This is a genomic window from Halobacillus faecis, from assembly GCF_007991335.1.
Lineage (GTDB): Bacteria > Bacillota > Bacilli > Bacillales > Halobacillaceae > Halobacillus > Halobacillus faecis.
The window spans coordinates 1-19,687 of the sequence record NZ_BJYD01000021.1 but is presented as its reverse complement, the minus strand read 5'-3'; the positions used below and the strand labels follow the sequence as shown (position 1 = coordinate 19,687).

The 19,687-nt window shown below is 42.1% G+C and carries 21 protein-coding genes; 1 reads left to right on the top strand and 20 read right to left on the bottom strand.

Translation table 11 applies throughout. From position 1 onward, the window contains the following. Positions 1-33: 33 nt before the first annotated feature. From HFA01_RS11025 to HFA01_RS10930, 20 genes are all read right to left on the bottom strand, one after another. A complete protein-coding gene (locus tag HFA01_RS11025; protein ID WP_146816191.1) occupies positions 34-1,629 on the bottom strand; it encodes an amidohydrolase in 1,596 nt (531 codons plus the stop codon). A gap of 151 nt (positions 1,630-1,780) precedes the next feature. After that, on the bottom strand, positions 1,781-1,984 hold the full coding sequence (locus tag HFA01_RS11020; protein WP_146816189.1) for a DUF6501 family protein: 204 nt from the start codon (positions 1,982-1,984) through the stop codon (positions 1,781-1,783). A gap of 70 nt (positions 1,985-2,054) precedes the next feature. Next, positions 2,055-2,654 (bottom strand): alpha/beta hydrolase, encoded by a 600-nt coding sequence (locus HFA01_RS11015; protein ID WP_146816455.1) that lies wholly within the window; start codon positions 2,652-2,654, stop codon positions 2,055-2,057. A 105-nt stretch (positions 2,655-2,759) separates the two neighbouring features. Then, the gene (locus HFA01_RS11010) at positions 2,760-3,788 is read right to left on the bottom strand and encodes an AbrB family transcriptional regulator (protein WP_146816187.1); all 1,029 of its coding nucleotides are present in this window, start codon (positions 3,786-3,788) and stop codon (positions 2,760-2,762) included. Between the two features lie 85 nt (positions 3,789-3,873). Continuing rightward, entirely contained in the window at positions 3,874-4,446 is a 573-nt protein-coding gene (locus HFA01_RS11005) for a TetR/AcrR family transcriptional regulator (protein ID WP_146816185.1), read from the bottom strand. Positions 4,447-4,512: 66 nt separating this feature from the next. After that, positions 4,513-5,472, bottom strand: coding sequence for a peptide-methionine (R)-S-oxide reductase MsrB (gene msrB, locus HFA01_RS11000; RefSeq protein WP_146816182.1), 960 nt, complete (start codon positions 5,470-5,472; stop codon positions 4,513-4,515). 97 nt (positions 5,473-5,569) lie between these two features. Continuing rightward, entirely contained in the window at positions 5,570-6,118 is a 549-nt protein-coding gene (vrrA, locus tag HFA01_RS10995) for a VrrA/YqfQ family protein (RefSeq protein WP_246139318.1), read from the bottom strand. A gap of 44 nt (positions 6,119-6,162) precedes the next feature. After that, the gene (locus HFA01_RS10990) at positions 6,163-6,867 is read right to left on the bottom strand and encodes a uracil-DNA glycosylase (protein WP_146816180.1); all 705 of its coding nucleotides are present in this window, start codon (positions 6,865-6,867) and stop codon (positions 6,163-6,165) included. 179 nt (positions 6,868-7,046) lie between these two features. Beyond that, positions 7,047-10,160, bottom strand: a complete 3,114-nt coding sequence (locus HFA01_RS10985) for an AAA family ATPase (protein ID WP_146816178.1) — start codon at positions 10,158-10,160, stop codon at positions 7,047-7,049. Between the two features lies 1 nt (position 10,161). Beyond that, the gene (locus HFA01_RS10980) at positions 10,162-11,316 is read right to left on the bottom strand and encodes an exonuclease SbcCD subunit D (RefSeq protein WP_146816176.1); all 1,155 of its coding nucleotides are present in this window, start codon (positions 11,314-11,316) and stop codon (positions 10,162-10,164) included. Between the two features lie 15 nt (positions 11,317-11,331). Further along, positions 11,332-11,550: a YozE family protein gene (locus HFA01_RS10975; protein WP_146816174.1), complete on the bottom strand. Its 219-nt coding sequence runs from the start codon at positions 11,548-11,550 to the stop codon at positions 11,332-11,334. Between the two features lie 181 nt (positions 11,551-11,731). Further along, complete coding sequence (tatC, locus tag HFA01_RS10970; protein WP_146816453.1) at positions 11,732-12,454, bottom strand: twin-arginine translocase subunit TatC; 723 nt, start codon at positions 12,452-12,454, stop codon at positions 11,732-11,734. A gap of 111 nt (positions 12,455-12,565) precedes the next feature. After that, a complete protein-coding gene (tatA, locus tag HFA01_RS10965) occupies positions 12,566-12,754 on the bottom strand; it encodes a twin-arginine translocase TatA/TatE family subunit (RefSeq protein WP_146816172.1) in 189 nt (62 codons plus the stop codon). A gap of 45 nt (positions 12,755-12,799) precedes the next feature. Next, positions 12,800-12,976 carry a twin-arginine translocase TatA/TatE family subunit gene (locus HFA01_RS10960; RefSeq protein ID WP_089652603.1) on the bottom strand — a complete coding sequence of 59 codons (177 nt, stop codon included), beginning with the start codon at positions 12,974-12,976 and terminating at the stop codon, positions 12,800-12,802. A 131-nt stretch (positions 12,977-13,107) separates the two neighbouring features. Further along, entirely contained in the window at positions 13,108-13,707 is a 600-nt protein-coding gene (gene mobA, locus HFA01_RS10955; protein WP_146816170.1) for a molybdenum cofactor guanylyltransferase, read from the bottom strand. Further along, on the bottom strand, positions 13,707-14,201 hold the full coding sequence (locus HFA01_RS10950) for a dihydrofolate reductase (RefSeq protein WP_146816168.1): 495 nt from the start codon (positions 14,199-14,201) through the stop codon (positions 13,707-13,709). The genes mobA and HFA01_RS10950 overlap by 1 nt, the downstream gene beginning before the upstream one ends. A 362-nt stretch (positions 14,202-14,563) precedes the next feature. Then, entirely contained in the window at positions 14,564-15,523 is a 960-nt protein-coding gene (locus HFA01_RS10945; protein ID WP_146816166.1) for a thymidylate synthase, read from the bottom strand. Next, positions 15,510-16,127 carry an HD domain-containing protein gene (locus tag HFA01_RS10940; RefSeq protein WP_146816164.1) on the bottom strand — a complete coding sequence of 206 codons (618 nt, stop codon included), beginning with the start codon at positions 16,125-16,127 and terminating at the stop codon, positions 15,510-15,512. The genes HFA01_RS10945 and HFA01_RS10940 overlap by 14 nt, the downstream gene beginning before the upstream one ends. 9 nt (positions 16,128-16,136) lie before the next feature. Beyond that, positions 16,137-16,991 (bottom strand): DUF72 domain-containing protein, encoded by an 855-nt coding sequence (locus HFA01_RS10935; RefSeq protein WP_146816162.1) that lies wholly within the window; start codon positions 16,989-16,991, stop codon positions 16,137-16,139. Between the two features lie 109 nt (positions 16,992-17,100). Then, positions 17,101-18,771, bottom strand: coding sequence for a formate--tetrahydrofolate ligase (locus tag HFA01_RS10930; protein WP_146816160.1), 1,671 nt, complete (start codon positions 18,769-18,771; stop codon positions 17,101-17,103). Between the two features lie 303 nt (positions 18,772-19,074). Between HFA01_RS10930 and cspD the strand changes: the two genes are divergently transcribed. Continuing rightward, positions 19,075-19,275 (top strand): cold-shock protein CspD, encoded by a 201-nt coding sequence (gene cspD, locus HFA01_RS10925; RefSeq protein ID WP_146816158.1) that lies wholly within the window; start codon positions 19,075-19,077, stop codon positions 19,273-19,275. Positions 19,276-19,687 lie beyond the last annotated feature (412 nt).

Here is a 19,687-nt window from a genome sequence, read left to right as displayed (position 1 = left end):
AACGAGTGTTTACAAGGAAAGTTGCAGAAGACATCACTTCCGATAGACGCACTTTCCTCTATGCCAAGTTTCCAATACTTTAATATCCTTCAGCTTTTCAGTTTTTATTTCCTCGGGGTGTTTGTCCAGGATTAGAAAATCGGCTTGATAACCAGGTTCTATTTTACCCTTTTCTTCTTCCCTGTATTCAAGTTCCGCTGGAGTTTTTGTAAAACCAAGAAAGGAATCCTTGATGCTTAATTTTTCCTGCGGCATCCAGCCGCCTTCAGGGTTCCCATTGAGGTCTGTGCGATTGACAGCCGTAAATATGGTTGTGAAAGGATTCAGTGCACCAATAGGAAGATCAGAACTTAACGTCAAGGGAATGTGCTCTTTCAAAAGGCTTTGATAGGCATCACAGTATGGAAGAAGACTCTCAGGTGTCCATTTCCCTTTTTCACTCCACTCATCAAGAAGGAAGGACGGCTGTGTTTCAATGTAAGGCTTCAGCTCTCTTAACCTGGCAATTAAATCGGGAGCTAATGTCTGAGCATGGATAATCCGATGACGCAAACGTTTCGTAGCCTCCTTGGATTTCTCAAGAGCAGTAATTGCCTGTTCGACAGCTCGATCGCCGATCGCATGCATAGCGACCTGCATATCATTGTCACTTGCATATTTGACCATTTCATCCAGCTGTTCTTGGGTGTAAATCAAACGGCCGTCTGCACTTGGTTCTACAGGATAAGGGTTCCTCATGGCTGCCGTATAAAGTCGCTGGGTACCGTCCAGGAAAATCTTGAAAGATCCCACTCTTACTTTAGGTGTTCCTTGACCTGTACGGAGCCGGTTTTCCTTACAATAGGATTTCATGTCCTCAATATTGAATACATAATGATGTAGTTGTACATCGATCGGTAATGCTTCTTCTTGTTCTAGTTCTGTGTATGCCTGCCACAACCGTTCATAAGAGCCGATGAAGTTAATATCATCCGTATGCACCGAGGTTAGGCCGTGTTGACTAAGGTGGGGCATCGCTTTCTTTAATGCTTCTTTTGCATCCTCTGCAGAACGTCCCCAAAAATGATGCTTAATATAATGAACCGCTGTATCTTTAAAACGGCCATTCCAGTTGCCGTGTTCATCTTTTTCTTTAAATTCATCCGGTTCTTTCTTGAAATCCTCTTCTTCTTTCAGCAGTTCCATCGCCTGTTCACTAATGACACATTCATGACCATCCTGATGCATGAAGTACATATACGCATTCACTTGAATTTCATTTAAATCTTCTGCGGTTAAAAGGTGATCGATATCATCAAAGTTTCCATCGTTGAACCCTTTTCCAAAAATCCAGTCGTATTGTTGAAGTTCATCGTAATGGTTTTCGATCACAGCTTTCATTTCTTCCCAGCTCGTTACTTGGGTAAGGTCTAATTCCTTCTTTAACAGCCCGTAACGGAGCAGGTGCATATGGCTATCGTTGAAGGAAGGACAAAGGACTCGTCCTCTCCCGTCTATGACATCTTCCTCTCCTTCATAAGGCGATTCATAGATGGCCTCGATCTTCTCTCCTTCTACTTTAACCGCATAAGTCTGTTCATTCTTATAAGTTGGATCGGGTTGATAGATTCGAACGTTATCCAAAATCATGGCATACTCTTCCTTTCAAGAACTTTTTAGTTACCCTTACCCTACTTAATCTTTTGTATAAACCTGAGAACAATTTCCTATAGAAATCTTGAAAGGAAATTTACATATACATAAAAAGCCAGGGACTTAAGTCCCTGGCTTTTTTAGTCATTTACACTTCTTTGAAATACTCCTTATAAAAACCGCCCATGCGGCCTGAATTATCAATGACAAAGTAAAATTCTTCACTTTCGTTTTTCACATCATATACTTTGCCTGGAGTAAGCACATTGTTCACGACGAATTTTTTTGCGTCGTTATGAACACATTCGATTTGTTTAATGGTATCGTTATTTTCCCAATTCTTATGAATCATAGAACATCCTCCTTGCTCTTCGTGTTCTTATCATACAATGAACAATGAGAGGACTCAATATAATAAGAGGTTAAAATTGACCTTTATACCAATCGGCCGCTGTTTTCACTTCATTTTCAGTCAATTGATGCCCCATACGCTCCCAATGGACAGTTACATCCGCTCCGGCCTCTGTCAATAGCTCCTCTAAGTCTTTGGTTTCTTGAGCTGGACAGATCGGGTCATTTTCACCAGCACCGATAAATACAGGTAGACCTGCTTGATCAGGGAGTTCAATTCCTCTCCGTGGCACCATTGGATGAAAAAGCAAAGCCCCACGTAAGCTCTCTTTATAATGAAACAAGAGGCTACCTGCGATATTCGCCCCATTGGAATATCCGGCAGCAATGACCTGGTTACGATCAAATCCATATTCATTACTGGCCTCTTCTAGGAAAGTATTCAATTCATCCGTTCTGGCAATCAAGTCCTCTTCATCGAAGACTCCTTCTCTTAAACGTTTGAAAAAACGCGGCATTCCATTTTCTGATACATTCCCTCTTACAGATAGGACAGAGGCGTCCGGATCAATCATCTTTGCAATCGGGAGCAAATCTTGTTCTGTCCCTCCTGTGCCATGAAGAAGAAGCAAAGTCCGTTCTGAATTTCCTCTTTGGAAAATGTGTTTCATATTCATTGTGCTTCATCCCTTCTTTCATTAATTTACATAATATTTTTATGGATAACTAAGCTATTCTTCTTATATTTTATCTTTAATTCGAGATAATGTCAAAGTTCAAGCTCTTAACTTTTTGAACAATATAGGAAGCAATAGGACGATGATCAATAATCGAATCGTCTGCAAGGAGCTGACGATTGCAGGTTCACCACCCGTTTGTTCAGCGGTGATGGACATCTCTACCAGACCTCCAGGTGCGAGAGCCAAAACAGCTGTTTTAATTTCCATGGTTGTCCACCAACTCAATAAAAATGCCATTCCAATTCCTACCCCTATCATGGAAACAGCCAAAACCAAGAAAGCTATGCAAGTCTTTCCAGCTGAAATAATCTCTTTTAGAGACACCGTATGTCCTAAGTATGCCCCTATAAGAAATTGTGCAAGCGTGAAAAACAGCTCTGGTAAAGGATAAAAAGGGACACCAGTGGTCTGGAGAGAACCTACAAAAAGCATGGGAATGATGACGAGTGAGGCTGGTATCCATTTTCTCCATTTCCAGCCTGTCCAAGCAGCTACCAAGTATAAAGGGATGGTATAGATAGAGCCTTTATTCACCTCTCCCGATACACCAGCTACAACTGTTGATGAGTCATCGAAATTCCCATGTGTGACATAAAAAGGAATGATAAACAGGACGCTCATCAAACGTAATGTATGGAAAATGGTCACAAGTGCGCTATTCCCTTTCATTGAATCGCTCACAGCAATCATGGCCGACAGTCCGCCTGGAGAGCTTCCTACAAGCGCTGTCGTTGTATCTACAGTCCCATACTTGGAAATGTACCAACCAGCTAGTAAACTGATCGCAATCATTGCTGATGTTAGAATGGTATACGGAACCAAATAAGGACCGATAGAGCGAAAGGTTTCCGCACTGAATGTAAGACCAATCTGGATTCCTAGTAAAACGAAAGCCGTATTTTTGGTTGACGGGGCTGCTTCCGATTCCAATGAAGTGAATGATTTAGCAAGTACGATGAATACAAACGGCCCTAATATCCATGGGATCGGGAGGTTCAAAAGATCGAACAAAAGCCCGCCCGGCCCTGCAATTAAGTAAGTCTTCATTTTGTTTGAAGGTCTCATGGAGCGAGCGCTCCTTTCAGAAATTCTAAAAGAATTAGAAAATGAGAAATACAAGAAACCGCTCCCCATTTGGGAAGCGGTATATTTATTCGTTTTTCAAACCATATTCAATCATTCTAAAAAGTTGATCCGTCATTTCTTTTACCCCATATTTATGTCTGGTAGGAAATAATATGGAATGGAAAATGAGATCAGCAACCATTTCACTTTCTATATCATCCTTCCAAATACCTGTTCTCTTTGCATCTTCAATCCATTTCAGCATTTGGTCATACGTTCCCATTAGGTCTTCATGGATTTTTGTGCGATAGAATAGAGCAAGGGTATGGTCACTGCTCTGAAGCTCTCGGATCATTTGGTCGATATGATGAGTTTCTGCATGGTCGAGAAAAATGAATAGTAAATGATATAGCTTTTGATTGGGCGCATCCTCTTCAGGAATCGCATCAATTTGAGCAGTCATGTCTTCCATCATCGTTCTCATATAAGATAGAATGAGATCTTCTTTATTCTTAAAATATTCGTAAAGGGTGCTTCTGCTCACTTGGAGCTCCTCCGCGAGTTTTTTAAAATGAACTCCGTGAATTCCCTCTCTCCTGAGCAAAGCACCTGTTTCATTTAAAATTTCTTCTTTTGTAAGAATTCGTTTCCTTCCCAATTCGGTACCTCCTCAAACTACCTTCATTATATCATCATCAAAGGTGAGAAGGGCACCCGTGGGACTTCACTCAAAAAGGTACGTCAAATATCCATACCCTTTTTCTTCCATATCTTCTTTAGGAATGAACTGCAAAGCAGCAGAATTGATGCAATAGCGCAACCCGCCTTGATCTTTCGGTCCATCTTCGAACACATGGCCGAGATGAGAATCCGCCCGGTCACTTCGGACTTCCGTACGGAACATTCCATGAGACCGATCGACTTCTTCTTTCACCTGCTGCTTTTCAATCGGCTTTGTAAAGCTGGGCCAGCCACAGCCCGCATCATATTTATCTTTCGAACTGAACAGCGGCTCTCCTGAAACAATGTCAACATAGATGCCTTCATCTTCGTGGTCAAAAAATTCATTTTGAAAAGGGCGCTCTGTCGCATTCTCCTGTGTAACTTTATACTGAATATCAGTAAGGCGCTGCTTTAATTCTTTCTGGTCTTTTTCATAACTCCATCGATCTTTTATAAAATCAGCTCGTCCAGACCCTTTTTTGTACCGTTTGTAATGAAAACGATTCTTCTTATAATAATCCTGGTGCTTATCTTCAGCTGGATAAAATGTTTCAGCCGGCAGAATTTCTGTTACTATCGGGTCTTTGAATTTTCCAGATGCTGCAAGCTCTTTTTTACTCTTTTCTGCCACTTGCTTTTGTCTTTCGTTATGGTAATAGATGGCTGTCGTGTAAGAGTGACCTCGGTCAGCGAATTGACCACCAGCATCTGTAGGGTCGATTTGCTGCCAAAATAGCTCAACCAGCCGCTCATAAGGGAAAATGGCTGGGTCGAAAGTGATCTGTACCGCTTCCCTGTGCCCCGTCGTCTCAGTGACTACCTGCATGTATGTCGGGTCTTCTGTATGTCCCCCTGTATAGCCTGAAACAATGGATTCGATTCCAGGGCGTTCATCGAAAGGTTCGACCATACACCAGAAGCATCCTCCTGCGAATGTTGCTTTTTCTAATCGTGTACTCAATATAAAACCTCCTAAAGGCATGGGCTCTGATTTCTATAATGTGGTTATGTTCTTATTCTTGCTAACTCCACAAAAAAAATCAAGCTACACGCACAGCCTAAATGAATAGTTTAGGCTGTGATGCACCTTGAGATCGTTTTTTCACTTTCTTCTTTTCAAGCACACTGGTGGATTCCCAATCTTGAGAAACAGAAGTCTTTTCACTGCTTTCATCCAATGACACGAGACTCTCATCATCATCGTCGTCTGGTTCATTCATGATTTTCATCATATTGATCATGGCTGGGATGTTTTTGAGCATCGGTCCGTATTGCTGCATCATAGGTGCTGCCGATTGCATGGCTTTTAGGGCCGTCTGCATATGACCGAGCCACCCAACTCCTCCTGACTTTGCAGCTGTACCTGCAGCACCAAGAGCCTGTGCACCAAAACCAGTACCTCCACCTCCACCAAGAACCCCCGGGAATCCAGAACCGAAACCTGTATTTCCTAAAAAGCCTGGAGCACCAAAGCCACTAAAGCCTCCGAACCCCCGAGTTCCTGCATTTATATACGGAGCCATCGACCGCATCATTTGCGGTGCAGCTTGCTGAAACCCTGGAAACTGGCCCATAGGAGGGAAAGGCGGTTGACCTGTCGGAAACATAAAAACCCCTCCGAAACATTAGAATACTCTAGCATATGCCTTTTTTATGAACTGGTTTGGGCTCCTGTCTCTGTGCTCATATGGGGGAGCGACCAATCCACCGGATCCATTCCGTTACTGGATAAAAACATATTCGCCTGAGAAAAGGGCCGACTTCCGAAAAAGCCTCTATGTGCTGCAAAAGGACTGGGATGGGAAGAAGTCACCACCAGATGTTTTTCACGATCGATGAACGCCCCTTTCTTTTGTGCATGTTTCCCCCATAAGAAGAATACCATCGGCTTCTTTCTTTCATTCAATGATTGGATGACAGCATCGGTGAACGTTTCCCACCCTAGCCCTCTGTGAGAATTTGCTTCCCCCTCCCTTACTGTTAAGACATCATTTAAAAGAAGCACTCCCTGTTCTGCCCAAGGACGGAGGAAGCCATGATTCGGGGGGTGCACACCTAGATCCGCTTCTAGTTCTTTGTAGATATTACGAAGGGACGGCGGGATGCGGTTGCCGGGTTGAACTGAAAAACTGAGGCCATGAGCCTGGTTCTTTCCGTGATAGGGATCCTGCCCTAGAATCACAACTTTCGCTGACTCATATGATGTGTACTGGAGGGCTGCGAATACATCTTCCCAAGCAGGATGGATAGAGTTGTCTTTATATTCTCTCTCTAACACACTTTGTAAATCTTTGAAATAATCTTTTTTAAACTCGTCGTGCAGACGAAGTTCCCAATCATTCGTTGGCAGGAACATCCGAACACCTCCTCTATGAACAATCACTGATTATGTTTCAGATATTTCCCGGGCAAGCGCATAATATGACACAAGTTTTTCTTTATTTCCATTATAGAAACATAGAATTTGGAGACTGCTGTTGAACGGTGGCGTTTCTTCACACAAATTCTTACCTAAAGCGGGAAATATTCCTTACCTTATTGAAAGACAAATTTAACTTTTGATCCTTCCGGTCCTGATTCTATTTGTAATTTCGCAGGTATTTCCTCTTTCAATTGCTGCACATGGGAAATAATCCCGAGCATCCGGTTGCCGTCCTGGAGACCTCTAAGACAGCCAATCGCTTGTTCCAAAGAAAGATCATCCAGTGTTCCGAAACCTTCATCAATGAACAATGTGTCCAACTGAACACCACCAGCATGGGCCTGAACAACATCGGCCATTCCGAGAGCTAAGCTTAGGGATGTTTTAAAGCCTTCCCCACCAGATAATGTTCTCACTGAACGCTGTTGTCCTGTATGATGGTCAATGACTTCAAGATCGAGCCCACTTTGTGCCCCTCGCTTCGCAATTGAATCGCTCCGGATCAGTTGATAACGGTGGTCCGTCATTTGATCTAAGCGCAAATTGGCCTGGATAAGAATTTCATCCAAGTAAGAAGCCAGTACATACCTTTCCAAAGAGAGGCGTAAGTGATTGTCCCCGTTTGCGATTTGAGCCAATTCAGCAATATCATAATATTTTGCTGCGAGCTCTCCTTGTTCTTCTACCAGTCTCTGGATGTTTTCTCGTATGGCTTCATTTTGTTGCAGTGAAATGTTTAGTTGATTGACCAATCCCCGCTGCTCGTTCAGTTTTTCCTGCATTTCTTCTAATTTCTCTTGTACGTTGGATAATTCTGGCCTCTCTTGATCATTGAGCTTTTCATTCAACTCCTCCAATTGCTCATGGACGACATGTACTCGTTGGCGATACTGTTGTATTTCATTCATCATTTGTTCCATCTTTTGAGGAGTTCTAATGGACGATTGATAATCCTCGATCGAACCAAATGAAAATTGAACAAGCGTTTGATCAAATTCTGTTTTTCGTTGTTCTAAAGCCTTTTTCCCTTGCTCCAAGTAGTTTTGTCCTTCTTCTACAGATGTTTGGATCTTTTGCCATTCGTCCCGTTTTCTTTGATATAAGTTTTGGGTATCTTTCCAATTCTTATCCGCATCTTTATATGCACGTTCAAGCTTTGCTGCTTCTTCAACCAATTGATCAGGGCGCACCGTCAACGAAGGTAAGTTTTCTTCTAGTGATTCCAATTCTGTTTTTCGTTTGGTTTGTTTTTGCTGCTGTTCATTGATTGTTTGCTGAAGCGCGTCTTTTTTTCCTTGCAGGGATTCCAATTGTTGGTCCATCTCGTCCATTTTCTTTTCGATCGCCTGTATCTCTTCAATTTTCCCTTTAAGATCGTTATATTCTTCCAGTATTTTTTCCATCTTCCCTGCGCAGGTCTGTCTTTCTTTTTCAATCGCATCTTCAGAAAGGTCCTGTTTCATTTCTAGATCGCTCCAAATGCTCTCCGTCAGTTGCCGCTGTGCTTCCCCTTCGGATTTCACCTGTATCAATTCATCCTGAGCCTTTTCGAAAGATTGTTCCACTTCTTTATAGCGCTTTCTAAGCCTGTCGACCTGTTCTTCACTCATTACACCATCCGGTTTCCCGGCCGTTTCTGGATGTTCAGATGATCCGCAGACCGGGCACGGTTTACCATCGCTTAAATGTAAGGATAGGGTGTAGGCATGATGTTTTCTAATATCATCCAACGCTTTTTCGTAAGACTCTTTTGTTGACTGTAACGTTTGTTTCTTCTCCTGATAGTGTTTAGAGACTGACTGATATTGTGTGCGTAGCTTAGCCAACTGCAACCACTCTTTGGATAAACGTTCAACGATTTCCTTTCTGGTTTTCAATGATTGATAGGCCTGCTTTTTCTCATAAGCCGCTTCACTTAAAGACCTTTCGCCTTTTATTTTTTCTTTCATCCATTTCGTGTTTTCATGAATCTTATGTTCCGTCTCCTTTAAATCTGAAAGGGAACGATGATTATCGGCCATCTTTTTCTCGAGATTTTCCAGTCCTTGACTCTTTTTCTGGAAGTCTTCCAAATGCTCTTTTTCTTTTAGTTTTTGTTGCCAGGCTTCTTTCAACCTGTCGCGTTCTTCTTGTTGATCTGCTTTTTTAGCATACTCTTCCTGAACCCAATCAAACTCTGACTTTACACGGTTGTATGTTTCTTCTCTCTTTTTCTGACTCTCGCGGAGCTGGTCAAGCTCTGTTTTTCGTTCTTCATACTGCTTCTCATAAGGACGAACCTGAGCTGCCCGTTTAGCTTCGGCATGCTCTTCCTCCAGAACTTTGATGACAGGTGAATGTTCTTTAAGTTTCTGATTCTCCGTGGACAACTTGTCCCTTTCTTCAAATAAATCCAGGAGTTGCTTTGATTTATAGTATTGGTTTTGCAAGTGCTCTGTCGTTTGCTGGAGTTGATTCACATAGCTTTTTTCATCAGAAATGAGTTGTTTTTGACGATCGATCCGGTGATTGAGTCGTTCCCGAACCTTTGAGAGTTCTTCATTTTCTATCTCAATGTCGGTCTCTTCTCCCCAAACGATCCTCTCTTTCTCCTGAGAAATTTTCCATTCAAATTGGTTGATCTCTGTTTCCAGTTCCTTCGACTGTTTCTTGAAGTGATCGGTCACTTCTGCGAAAAACTCCGTTTTGAAGATGCGTTGCAGGATTTCCTCTCTCTCTTTACTATTCTCAGAAATCAGCTTACGGAATTCCCCTTGGGGAATCATAATCATTTTTCGGAATTGTTCATAATCAAGACCCAGAATGTCTTCAATATATTCGTTCACTTCTTTAATCTTTGATGCTACCAGTTTCTCTTCTTCCCCTTGATGGATATAAAAATCGGCCCGGGCCGGGTCTTCTTTCCACCCTTCCCCGCGCTCCTTTTTTTTCATCTGCTTCGGCATCCGTACAATTCGATACGTCTTGCCGCGCAATTCGAAAGTGAATTCTACATAGGTCGGCTCTTCTGAATCTGCGAAATGACTACGCATAGAGTCCTGATCCCGATCACTTCCACTTGCCCGTCCATAGAGGGCAAAACACATCGCATCAAAGATTGTTGTTTTTCCTGCTCCTGTAGGACCGGTGATGAGGAAAATCGATTCTTCTCCTAAAGTTGTAAAATCAACAACTTGTTTATGTCGATAAGGACCAAAAGCCGCCATCGTCAGAGTGAGTGCTTTCATCTTATTTCCCCCTCTCTTCTTTCCTTAACTTATCTATGGCTTGTTCAATCAATTCTTTCCGTTCTGAAGGTATGGATTCCCCTTTAATATCTTCATAGAAAGAAGCGAAAAGATCAGCGTGTGATAGCTTTTGGCGCTTTTTGACTTCCTGAAGTTCTTCCATTTGCAGGTTCGTCTTTGACCTTCGCCTTTCCAAATGAAGGATATTCGGGTAAACTTTACGTAATTTGCCCATAGGATCCACAAGCTGTCCATCATCTAAGAGGCGTACGTGCAGGTAGTTTTCAGGGTTGTCGGTGGCTTCTCCAACAAGCAGGTCTTCGAAGTAACCTTCAATGACTTGGAAGTCTCTGATTGGAGTGAGTGGAATCTTTTCCCATTCGCAGGATCCTTCTTGATCCATGTGAACCATCGTCACAGATTTTTCATGATTAACTTCAGAAAAGGAGTATTTCAAAATGGAGCCGCTGTACCTTATATAATCCTCTGTTACTCTTTGAGGCTGATGAAGGTGGCCAAGGGCGACATAAGAAAAAGCTTTGAATAAACGGGCGTCCACGTAAGGACTCCCACCAATCATGGAAAGCCTCTCTTCAGATTCCGACTCCATTCCCCCAGCCAAAAAGGAGTGGCCAATCCATACATGACGATCGGCCATGTTAAAGCGCTGCTCGATATCATTAATCAAAGCTTCTGCTGCCTGTTGGTGGGTTTTAATACTTTCATCTTCAAACGCATAAGCCACTTCAGCTGGTTCTACGTAAGGAATCAAGTGAAAATGAACAGGTCCGTCTTGATCGTACAACGTCACAGGCTCTCTATCCTTTTTTATTTTTGTATCTAAAAAGAGCCCTTGTTTCCTGAACATTTGACTCCCAAAGTTCAGCCGATCGGGACTGTCATGGTTACCTGAAATGGCAAGTACAGGAACCTGGTAGTCATTAATAAGTGTCGTTAACGTTTCATTCAGCAATTCCACCGCTTGTTTGGGTGGAATTGAGCGATCGTAGAGATCCCCGGCAATAATAATGACATCCGGCTTTTCTCTGCCTACAATTTCAACGAACTTTTGAAGGATATGGCGCTGGTCTTCCGTCATATGTACATAGTTCACGATTTTCCCCAAATGCCAGTCAGCCGTGTGTAAAATTTTCATGGGTCCACCTCTCTTTTATTCTTCTTCTATTTGGTATTTCTCATATAATTGATCAAAAACGGATAAAGCAGAAGGAAAAGGTGCATTCCATTCTAAGTAGGAGCTGATTTCGTCATAAGATTTCGCCTGCTTTGGGAAGCTGTGGTCATCGAACATCCATTCAGCGAGTTGTTTTTCCTCGTTATTTTTCTTGTTTCCTCTGTATCTCATCATGTAGTGATAAAATGATCTCATTCATTTGTTCCTCCTCGCATATTCCTACATTATTTTTATCACGTTCCGGGCTGCACAGCAAAAGATAATATTGTAAAACGAAAACTTGACCTTTTTGTATTTAAAAATCGATCAATAAAAAGCCCAGAGATGTACATCTCTGGGCCACTTCTAGTGCCTCTATATTCAATAATTTACAGATCTAATCTTTAGACTCCATGAATTCCCGGTGATTTTTAAGTTTCTTACGGTAGACGATCCTTGATAGAATAATGCTTACCTCATATAAGAGAATCAAAGGTACCGCAACCACCAATTGCAAGATGAAATCCGGTGGAGAAATGATGGTTCCTATGATGATCAAAATAAAATACGCATATTTACGTACTTTCACTAGAAAGACGGGATTGACGATACCTAGACTTGTTAAGAACATAATGATGATCGGTATCTCAAATAAAACAGCAAAAGGAATCGTTACTCTGAAGAGAAATCGAAAATACCGCTCAACGGTGTAAATTTCATTGAACATGCCATTATTTAGTGATAGGAGGAACGGTAGAATCAGCTGGACAAATACGATGTAGCCAAACGTAAGCCCCGCAAGGAACAATAAGAAAATCGCGGGTACGTAGGAGAGCGAGACCCTCCGTTCCTTTGGTGTTAAGGCAGGTTTAACGAACAGCCATATTTGTAGTGACAAGATAGGCAGTGTCCCTACGATTGCTACAAGGCTTGCAATTGTAAAAATAATCCAAATAATCTCACCTGGACTCGTCATATTCAATTCAAATGGCAAATCTTTAATAAAGAATGTCTGTATTTTTTCAACATAGATAAAGCCTACAATGAAGAAAGTGATAAAAAAAGCTAACGTCCATAAAATGCGTTTACGCAGTTCACTTAAGTGATCGGTCACATTCATTTCAATATCCTGAGTTATTTTCTGTTCTGACACTACATTCACCTCCAGGCTGATAGGAGCCTGACAAAAAGAAGATGTAAGGGAAAGACCCTTACACCTTCTTTATTCATTTTATTCTCTGGTTTTCTTATCTGTCTTACTGCTTTCATCATCAGACATGATGTCCCCTGTAGCTTTCTTGAACTCTTTAAGAGAACTCCCAAATGCTTTCCCGATTTCAGGAAGTTTGGAAGGACCGAAAACGACAAGTGCGATGATTAAGATCAGAATGAGACCTGGTACACCAATGCTTGATAACATGGTCAATCACTCCATTAGTTATGTCTTAGGGAATTTGTGCTTATGTTATTTATTCGTCTTTTCTTCACTAGAGTCACTTGTAAGATCGCGAGCAGAATTTTTAAATTCTTTTAACGTTTCTCCAGCAGCCTTACCGATTTCAGGTAACTTTTTCGGACCGAAGATGACTAACGCAATCGTCAAAATCAAAATCAGACCTGGTATTCCGATACTTGACAGCATGTCCATTCACCGCCTTCAACACGTACTTTATATCCATTTTACAAGAGTGAACAAAGAAAAGAAACAACTTCACTAAAAATTTCTTCCCATCTTATCGTCCCTATCATATCATGCGCTGTATTCTATTGTCTCTATTTCTTCCCCTTTTTAAACAAGTCACATGCTAAAGCATAGTCATCGGGCGTATTCATATTAAAGAAGTGCATGAAAAGCTCTTCCTGATCGACGCTTGGATAAGTGGCCAGTTCTTTGACCTTAATACTATCGAAGAGCCCTCTGACTTTCCGGCCGCCTTGAGAGAGATAGGTTTCTAACTTCTCTAAAATCCGGCTATTATACACGCCGGAGATAGGGTGAAAACGCCCCTCATAGATGGGAATCACTGCATCAAACGTTTCATCCGCCTCCTTAATCAGATGACGATAAACCTTTTCACTGACGAAAGGAGTATCACAGGCGGCCATCACAATCCAGGTGGACGGCTTTTCTTTCATCACTGCATGCAAACCAGCGAGTGGTCCTGCATCCTCATAGAGATCTCGTACGATGTGATAAGGCTCATTTTTTCGTTCTTTTTGATTTACTATAATCGTGTCGGTCACTTGTGAAAGAGTGTGAGCAATCAACTCCAATGAGGTCTTAGAACCAAAATTCAATGAAGACTTAGCGGTCCCCATTCTTGTCGATCCACCACCATTAAGAATCACTGCACACAAATCCTTTTGATCCATCAAGATTTCTTCCGGTCGTAGGTACGGAAATAATAGTCGTACGGGTTGTTTTCATCTTTCAGACCTTTCGTCTCGGAAACTAGTGTCCATTCGGATTCGTCATACTCCGGAAAATAAGTATCCCCTTCAAAGCTTGCATCAATATAAGTCAAATACATCCGGTCTGCAGATGGGAGCATTTTTTCAAAAAGAACGCTTCCCCCGATTACAAACCATTCTTTATCAGGGTTGTTTTTCTCCATTTGCAGAATTTCATCAATGGAATGGATCACTGTACATCCTTCCCTGTCGTAATTTTCATTGCTTGTAATTACGATGTGCTCACGCTCAGGAAGAGGTTGAGGAAAAGACTCAAATGTTTTCCTACCCATGATGATGGTTTTTCCCCATGTGGTGTCCTTGAAAAATTTAAAGTCGTTCGGAATATGCCATGGTAAATCATTGTCTTTTCCGATCAGTCTGTTTTTATCCATTGCAAATATGAATGAAATCATCCTTAACACCTCTTTTATTAATATTTTCAGTTATTAAAGTAATTCGTAGAAGCTTTTAAGACTCCGTTTCGAGATGTTTATAGAGTAGATGGGGGGCGGGGAATGGCTCCCTTTGCTATAACAGTGTCTCGAAACCACTCATTTCCAACTTGACGGAGGTGAGTAGTTTAATCTACCCGGATTATATATGCATTCCTAATGCTAGATATAGACCGCTACAGCTTAGGAACAGTGGAGGACAGCCCTCTTTGGTGAAGGAGTTCATCTCATCCACTTAATCAGCCAATCAAACTCCGGTTATTTCGAAATGAAGTCTTCTACAATCGAGAGCTTATATTTAATTCGGGAAAATTAACCTTGAGTTATACAGCTACTGGAGCTTTAATGCTCGGATGAGGATCATAACCCTCTAAGGTGATATCCTCCAGTTCAAAATCAAAGATGCTTTCTTTTTCCTTATTCAAGGATAGCGACGGTAAGGACCTAGGTTCTCTAGATAATTGTTCAGTGATCTGCTTCGTATGGTTGCTGTAAATATGAGCATCTCCAAGCGTATGAATAAATTCACCGACTTCCAACCCACACTCATGTGCGATCAAGTGGGTAAGCAACGCATAACTAGCAATATTGAACGGAACGCCTAAGAAAATGTCGCCGCTTCTTTGATACAACTGACATGACAATTTCCCATCCGCGACATAAAACTGAAAAAGGGCATGACATGGGGGTAAAGCCATATTCGACGGGACATCCTCTGGATTCCAAGCAGTAACGATATGTCTTCGTGAATCAGGGTTATTCTTTATACTTTCGACAACATTTTGAAGCTGATCGATGGTTTGGCCTCTGCTTGTCTTCCATTCCCTCCATTGCTTTCCGTAAACCGCTCCGAGGTCACCGAACTCTTTTGCAAACGCATCGTCATGGAGGATCTTTTCCTTGAACTTTTCCATTTGCTCTTTGTACTGTTTGTTGAACTCATCATCCACCTGGCTCCGGTGCCCAAAATTAGACATATCAGGGCCTTGATAGTCTTCACTCTCCACCCATTTTTGAAAAGCCCACTCGTTCCAAATGTTATTCTTATGCTTCAATAAATAGCGGATATTCGTATCCCCTTTTATGAACCATAACAATTCACTAGCAATCAACTTGAAAGGAACACGTTTAGTGGTCATAAGCGGAAAACCTTCTTGAAGATCAAACCGCATCTGATGTCCAAAAACAGAAAGAGTACCGGTCCCTGTTCGATCGCCTTTTGTATTTCCTTCTTTTAATACATATTCACACATATTCAAATAAGCTTTTTCATTCTGTGACATGGCTGGTCTCCTCCCTGCATGCTTGTTCACGGTGGAACTCTTCTAAGTATTGAAGCATGAATTGATGGCGCTTTTCAGCTTCTTGCTTTCCACTTTCGGTATGCATCAATCCTTTTAATTTAAAAAGTTTTTCATGAAAATGATCGATCGCATCCTTTCTGTCTTTTTTATAAATCGGTTGATTAATCGTCCCGCCATAAGTAAAAGCTCTTGCAATGCCTATGGCTCCTATGGCATCTAAGCGGTCAGCATCTTGAGTGATTTCTCCGAGTCTGGATTTTGGCACCATTCCTTTTGAAAAAGAAACCGTACGAATCGCTTCAGCGATACTATCGACCTCCTCTTCTGTAAAACCGAGATCTACAAGGAGTTTATCCCTTTCATGAACCGCCTGTTCTGGTTCAGAGAACAGTTTTCGATCCCCTACATCATGAAGGAGGGCTGTCACTTCACATAAAAATGGATCTTCATCTTCCTTCACCGCGATGTATTTAGCCCATGAGGCCACTCTGGTCATGTGGACGTCATCGTGTCCACTCGGTTCGTCTTTGAATAGATCATGAATATAATTCTTTATTTGTTCGAGTGCATGCCTTCTGTCCATGCTTCCCTCCTAAAAGTTAAAAAGGTCCATTTGACGTGGGTTAAGGTCGTCATACTTAATATCAAGGAGCTCTTGCATCTGTTTTGCATTGTCTGCTGCATCGCCACCAGAATTGTTGTTAAACAAAAGAGTGACCTCTGGTGTCTTTTCTTCGAGCTTTAACGCCTGCTCTTTCCACTCCTGTAACTCTTCCTCGTTGTACCGATACAAAAAGCGGACTTTACGCCAGTCTTTTCTTCCGTTTTTGTTCCACCCATGTATATTGCGCCCATGGAAACGGACCAATGTCTTTTCAGGGTGGGTGGGTACAAGAATACGAGGTACAGAGCCCTCTCCTGCTTGTGGTTCATCACAAATGCTGTGAATCCATTGTTGATCTTTCATAAAAGATAACGTTTGTTCATAATAATTAGGCTCGAACCATGTGCGGTTCCTAAACTCCAGCGCCAATGGATAATCTTCCATCCACTCCCGGATATAACGAAGCTTTCTTATGTTCTCTTTACGTACATCAAACCAAGGGGGAAATTGGAACAACAGAGCATTTACCTGTCCATTTTCCCATACGGGCTGAATGGATTCTTCATAATGCTTCATCAAATCCTTAGCTTCCTGTACAGTCCTTGATTCTCTGTCATGACCTGTCAATTGCTGAAATGCCTTAATGACAAATGAAAAGGACTCGGGCGTTTCCTTCAGCCACTTTTCATAACGGGAAACGGGTTGAATCGCATAAAAGGCTGTATCTACTTCAACGACAGGAAAATGAGAAGCATAAGCAGATAATTTCTCTTCAGATCTCGTCCGATCCGAATAAAGGGCAGGATGATCTCCCCAACCTGTCAAACCAATGCGTATCGTCATCTTAAGTCCCCCTACCATCGTTTAACCGTGCCTTCTCTTCATTCACTTTCCAACCTAAAAATATATGGCCGACTTGCACGATTATAGCAGATCTTTATCAAGCCTTGTATTAAAATAAACCATGGATAATGCCATTATCGTCTACATCCATCCTCAAAGCGGCAGGTTGCTTAGGCAATCCTGGCATAGTCATAACTTCCCCTGTTAAAGCAACGAGGAAACCGGCTCCTATCGATGGATAGATCTCTCTTACGGTCACCCTGAAGGCTTGCGGACGGCCCAGCTTTTTAGGATCATCAGATAAGGAATATTGAGTTTTAGCCATACAAATAGGTAGATCCCCAAAACCGAGCTCCTTCAGTTGTCGAATTTGCTTTTCAGCTTTCGAAGAAAAATCAGCCCCTTCTGCTCCATATACATGCGTCACAATTTTATCGATCTTTTCTTCTAATGAATCTTCTAATTCGTAAATATACTTCATGGGGGCGTTTTTCTTCTCACAAGCACCCATCACTTTTTCTGCCAGATCCTCCCCGCCTTTGCCACCTTCGGCGAAGACATTTGTAAGAGATACCTCAACCCCCTGCTCTTTACACCATTGAGTGAGGAATTCAATTTCCCGATCCGTATCGGAAGGGAATTGGTTGATCGCTACAACAAAAGGAAGACCATACTGCTGGATGGTTTCCATATGCTTTTTCAAATTTCCGATTCCATCCTTTAATGCTTCCACGTTTTCACTTTCCAGCAACCCTTTTTCCATACCCCCATGCATTTTAAGAGCTCTTATTGTAGCTACTATGACCACTGCATCAGGTTCAAGGTCGCCAGCTCTTGTTTTAATATCCAAGAATTTCTCTGCTCCAAGATCAGCTCCGAAGCCAGCTTCTGTCACCACATAATCTCCTAATTTCGCCGCTAAGTTTGTAGCCATTACACTGTTACATCCGTGGGCAATATTAGCAAATGGTCCTCCATGAATAATCGCTGGTGTGTTCTCAAGGGTTTGCACAAGGTTCGGTTTGATCGCATCCTTTAAAAGAAGTGTCAAAGCCCCTTCCACTCCTAGTTGGTGAACTTGAACGGTTTTTTTGTCATAGGTGTACCCAATCACTATATCAGCTAGTCTCTGCTTCATATCAGGAAGATCTTTCGCTAAACAAAGGATAGCCATAATTTCTGATGCAACGGTAATGTTAAAGCCATCTTCTCTCGGAACCCCTTTTACAGGGCCTCCAAGACCGACAATTACTTCGCGTAAAGCTCGGTCATTTAAATCCATCACACGCTTCCAGGTAATTCTTCGCGGATCGATGTTCAGTTCATTACCTTGATGAATATGATTGTCGATGAAAGCAGAAAGCGCATTGTTCGCTGATGTAATGGCATGGATATCTCCGGTAAAGTGCAGATTGATCTCCTGCATCGGTACAACCTGGGAATACCCTCCCCCTGCTGCTCCGCCTTTTATTCCCATCGTAGGTCCGAGGGAAGGCTCTCTCAGTGCGATCACTGCGCGTTGATTCAACCTATTTAAGGCTTGTCCCAATCCGACCGTTACTGTGGACTTCCCTTCTCCGGCCGGTGTCGGGTTGATTGATGTCGTTAAGATAATTTTCCCTTTTTTTCGATCAGAGAGTTTATTTAACAGATGATCCGATAATTTAGCCTTATAGTGTCCATAAGGTTCCCAGTCTTCCTCGGATAAGTTCAACTGTTCAGCAATCTGTTGGATGGGTTTCATGTTAGCTTCTAAAGCAATTTCTATATCGGATTTCATTGTAGATCTTTCCTTTCCTTATGTATCTTTTATCATTGTACCTGACTCTCCTTATGAGATATAGTATCCCATCCTAGTAAACGATTACAAACTGCTGAAATTTATTATAGTCAGAATGTTGACGCTCCTTTTTTCATACGATATATTTGAGGTAAGCAAATAACACGATCGGAAACGTAAATGACAGGTAACTCCTCATAGAAGTGCTTCGGAATTTATTTTTCCGGACCTACTATGAGGTTTTTTTCGGTCTGATATTTGTAATTTCCACGTTTTACGTGCAAGATTTAGGAGGAACAAATCATGCAAAATGGTACAGTCAAATGGTTCAACGCAGAAAAAGGTTACGGTTTCATTCAAGTTGAGGGTGGAAACGACGTATTCGTACACTTCTCTGCTATTCAGGAAGAAGGCTTCAAATCTCTAGAAGAAGGTCAAGCTGTAAGTTTCGAAATCGTAGAAGGCGACCGCGGCCCACAAGCTGCGAATGTTGTGAAAGAATAGATGGATCATCAAAAAGCAATCTCCCCGGAGATTGCTTTTTCTTTTCCTCTAAAGACTAACCAGCTATATATCCCCACTCAATATTCAAGATTAGCTTCCTTTTCTTGAATATTGAGTGGATGGGGCTGCGTGGAATGGAAGATTCTCGAAACCACTATCAAAAGGCCAGCTCGTATAATTATGGGAAGTGGGTTATAGAACCCCTCCATAACTCTTAAAAGCTTAATCCAGATCGCTTTATACCTCTAACAACTGGATAGGGGAAGATCTTCCAATTTGGTACAAGGGTTCGTTTCTCCTGTACATTAAAAGGGGTGGTTGGGAAGCTGCGAAACTCCCGTGGGAGAAAAGATATAGGCGAGACCCCTTAGTTCTCAGGCCGCCCGAGGAAGCTCGCCACTCCCCCACAGGA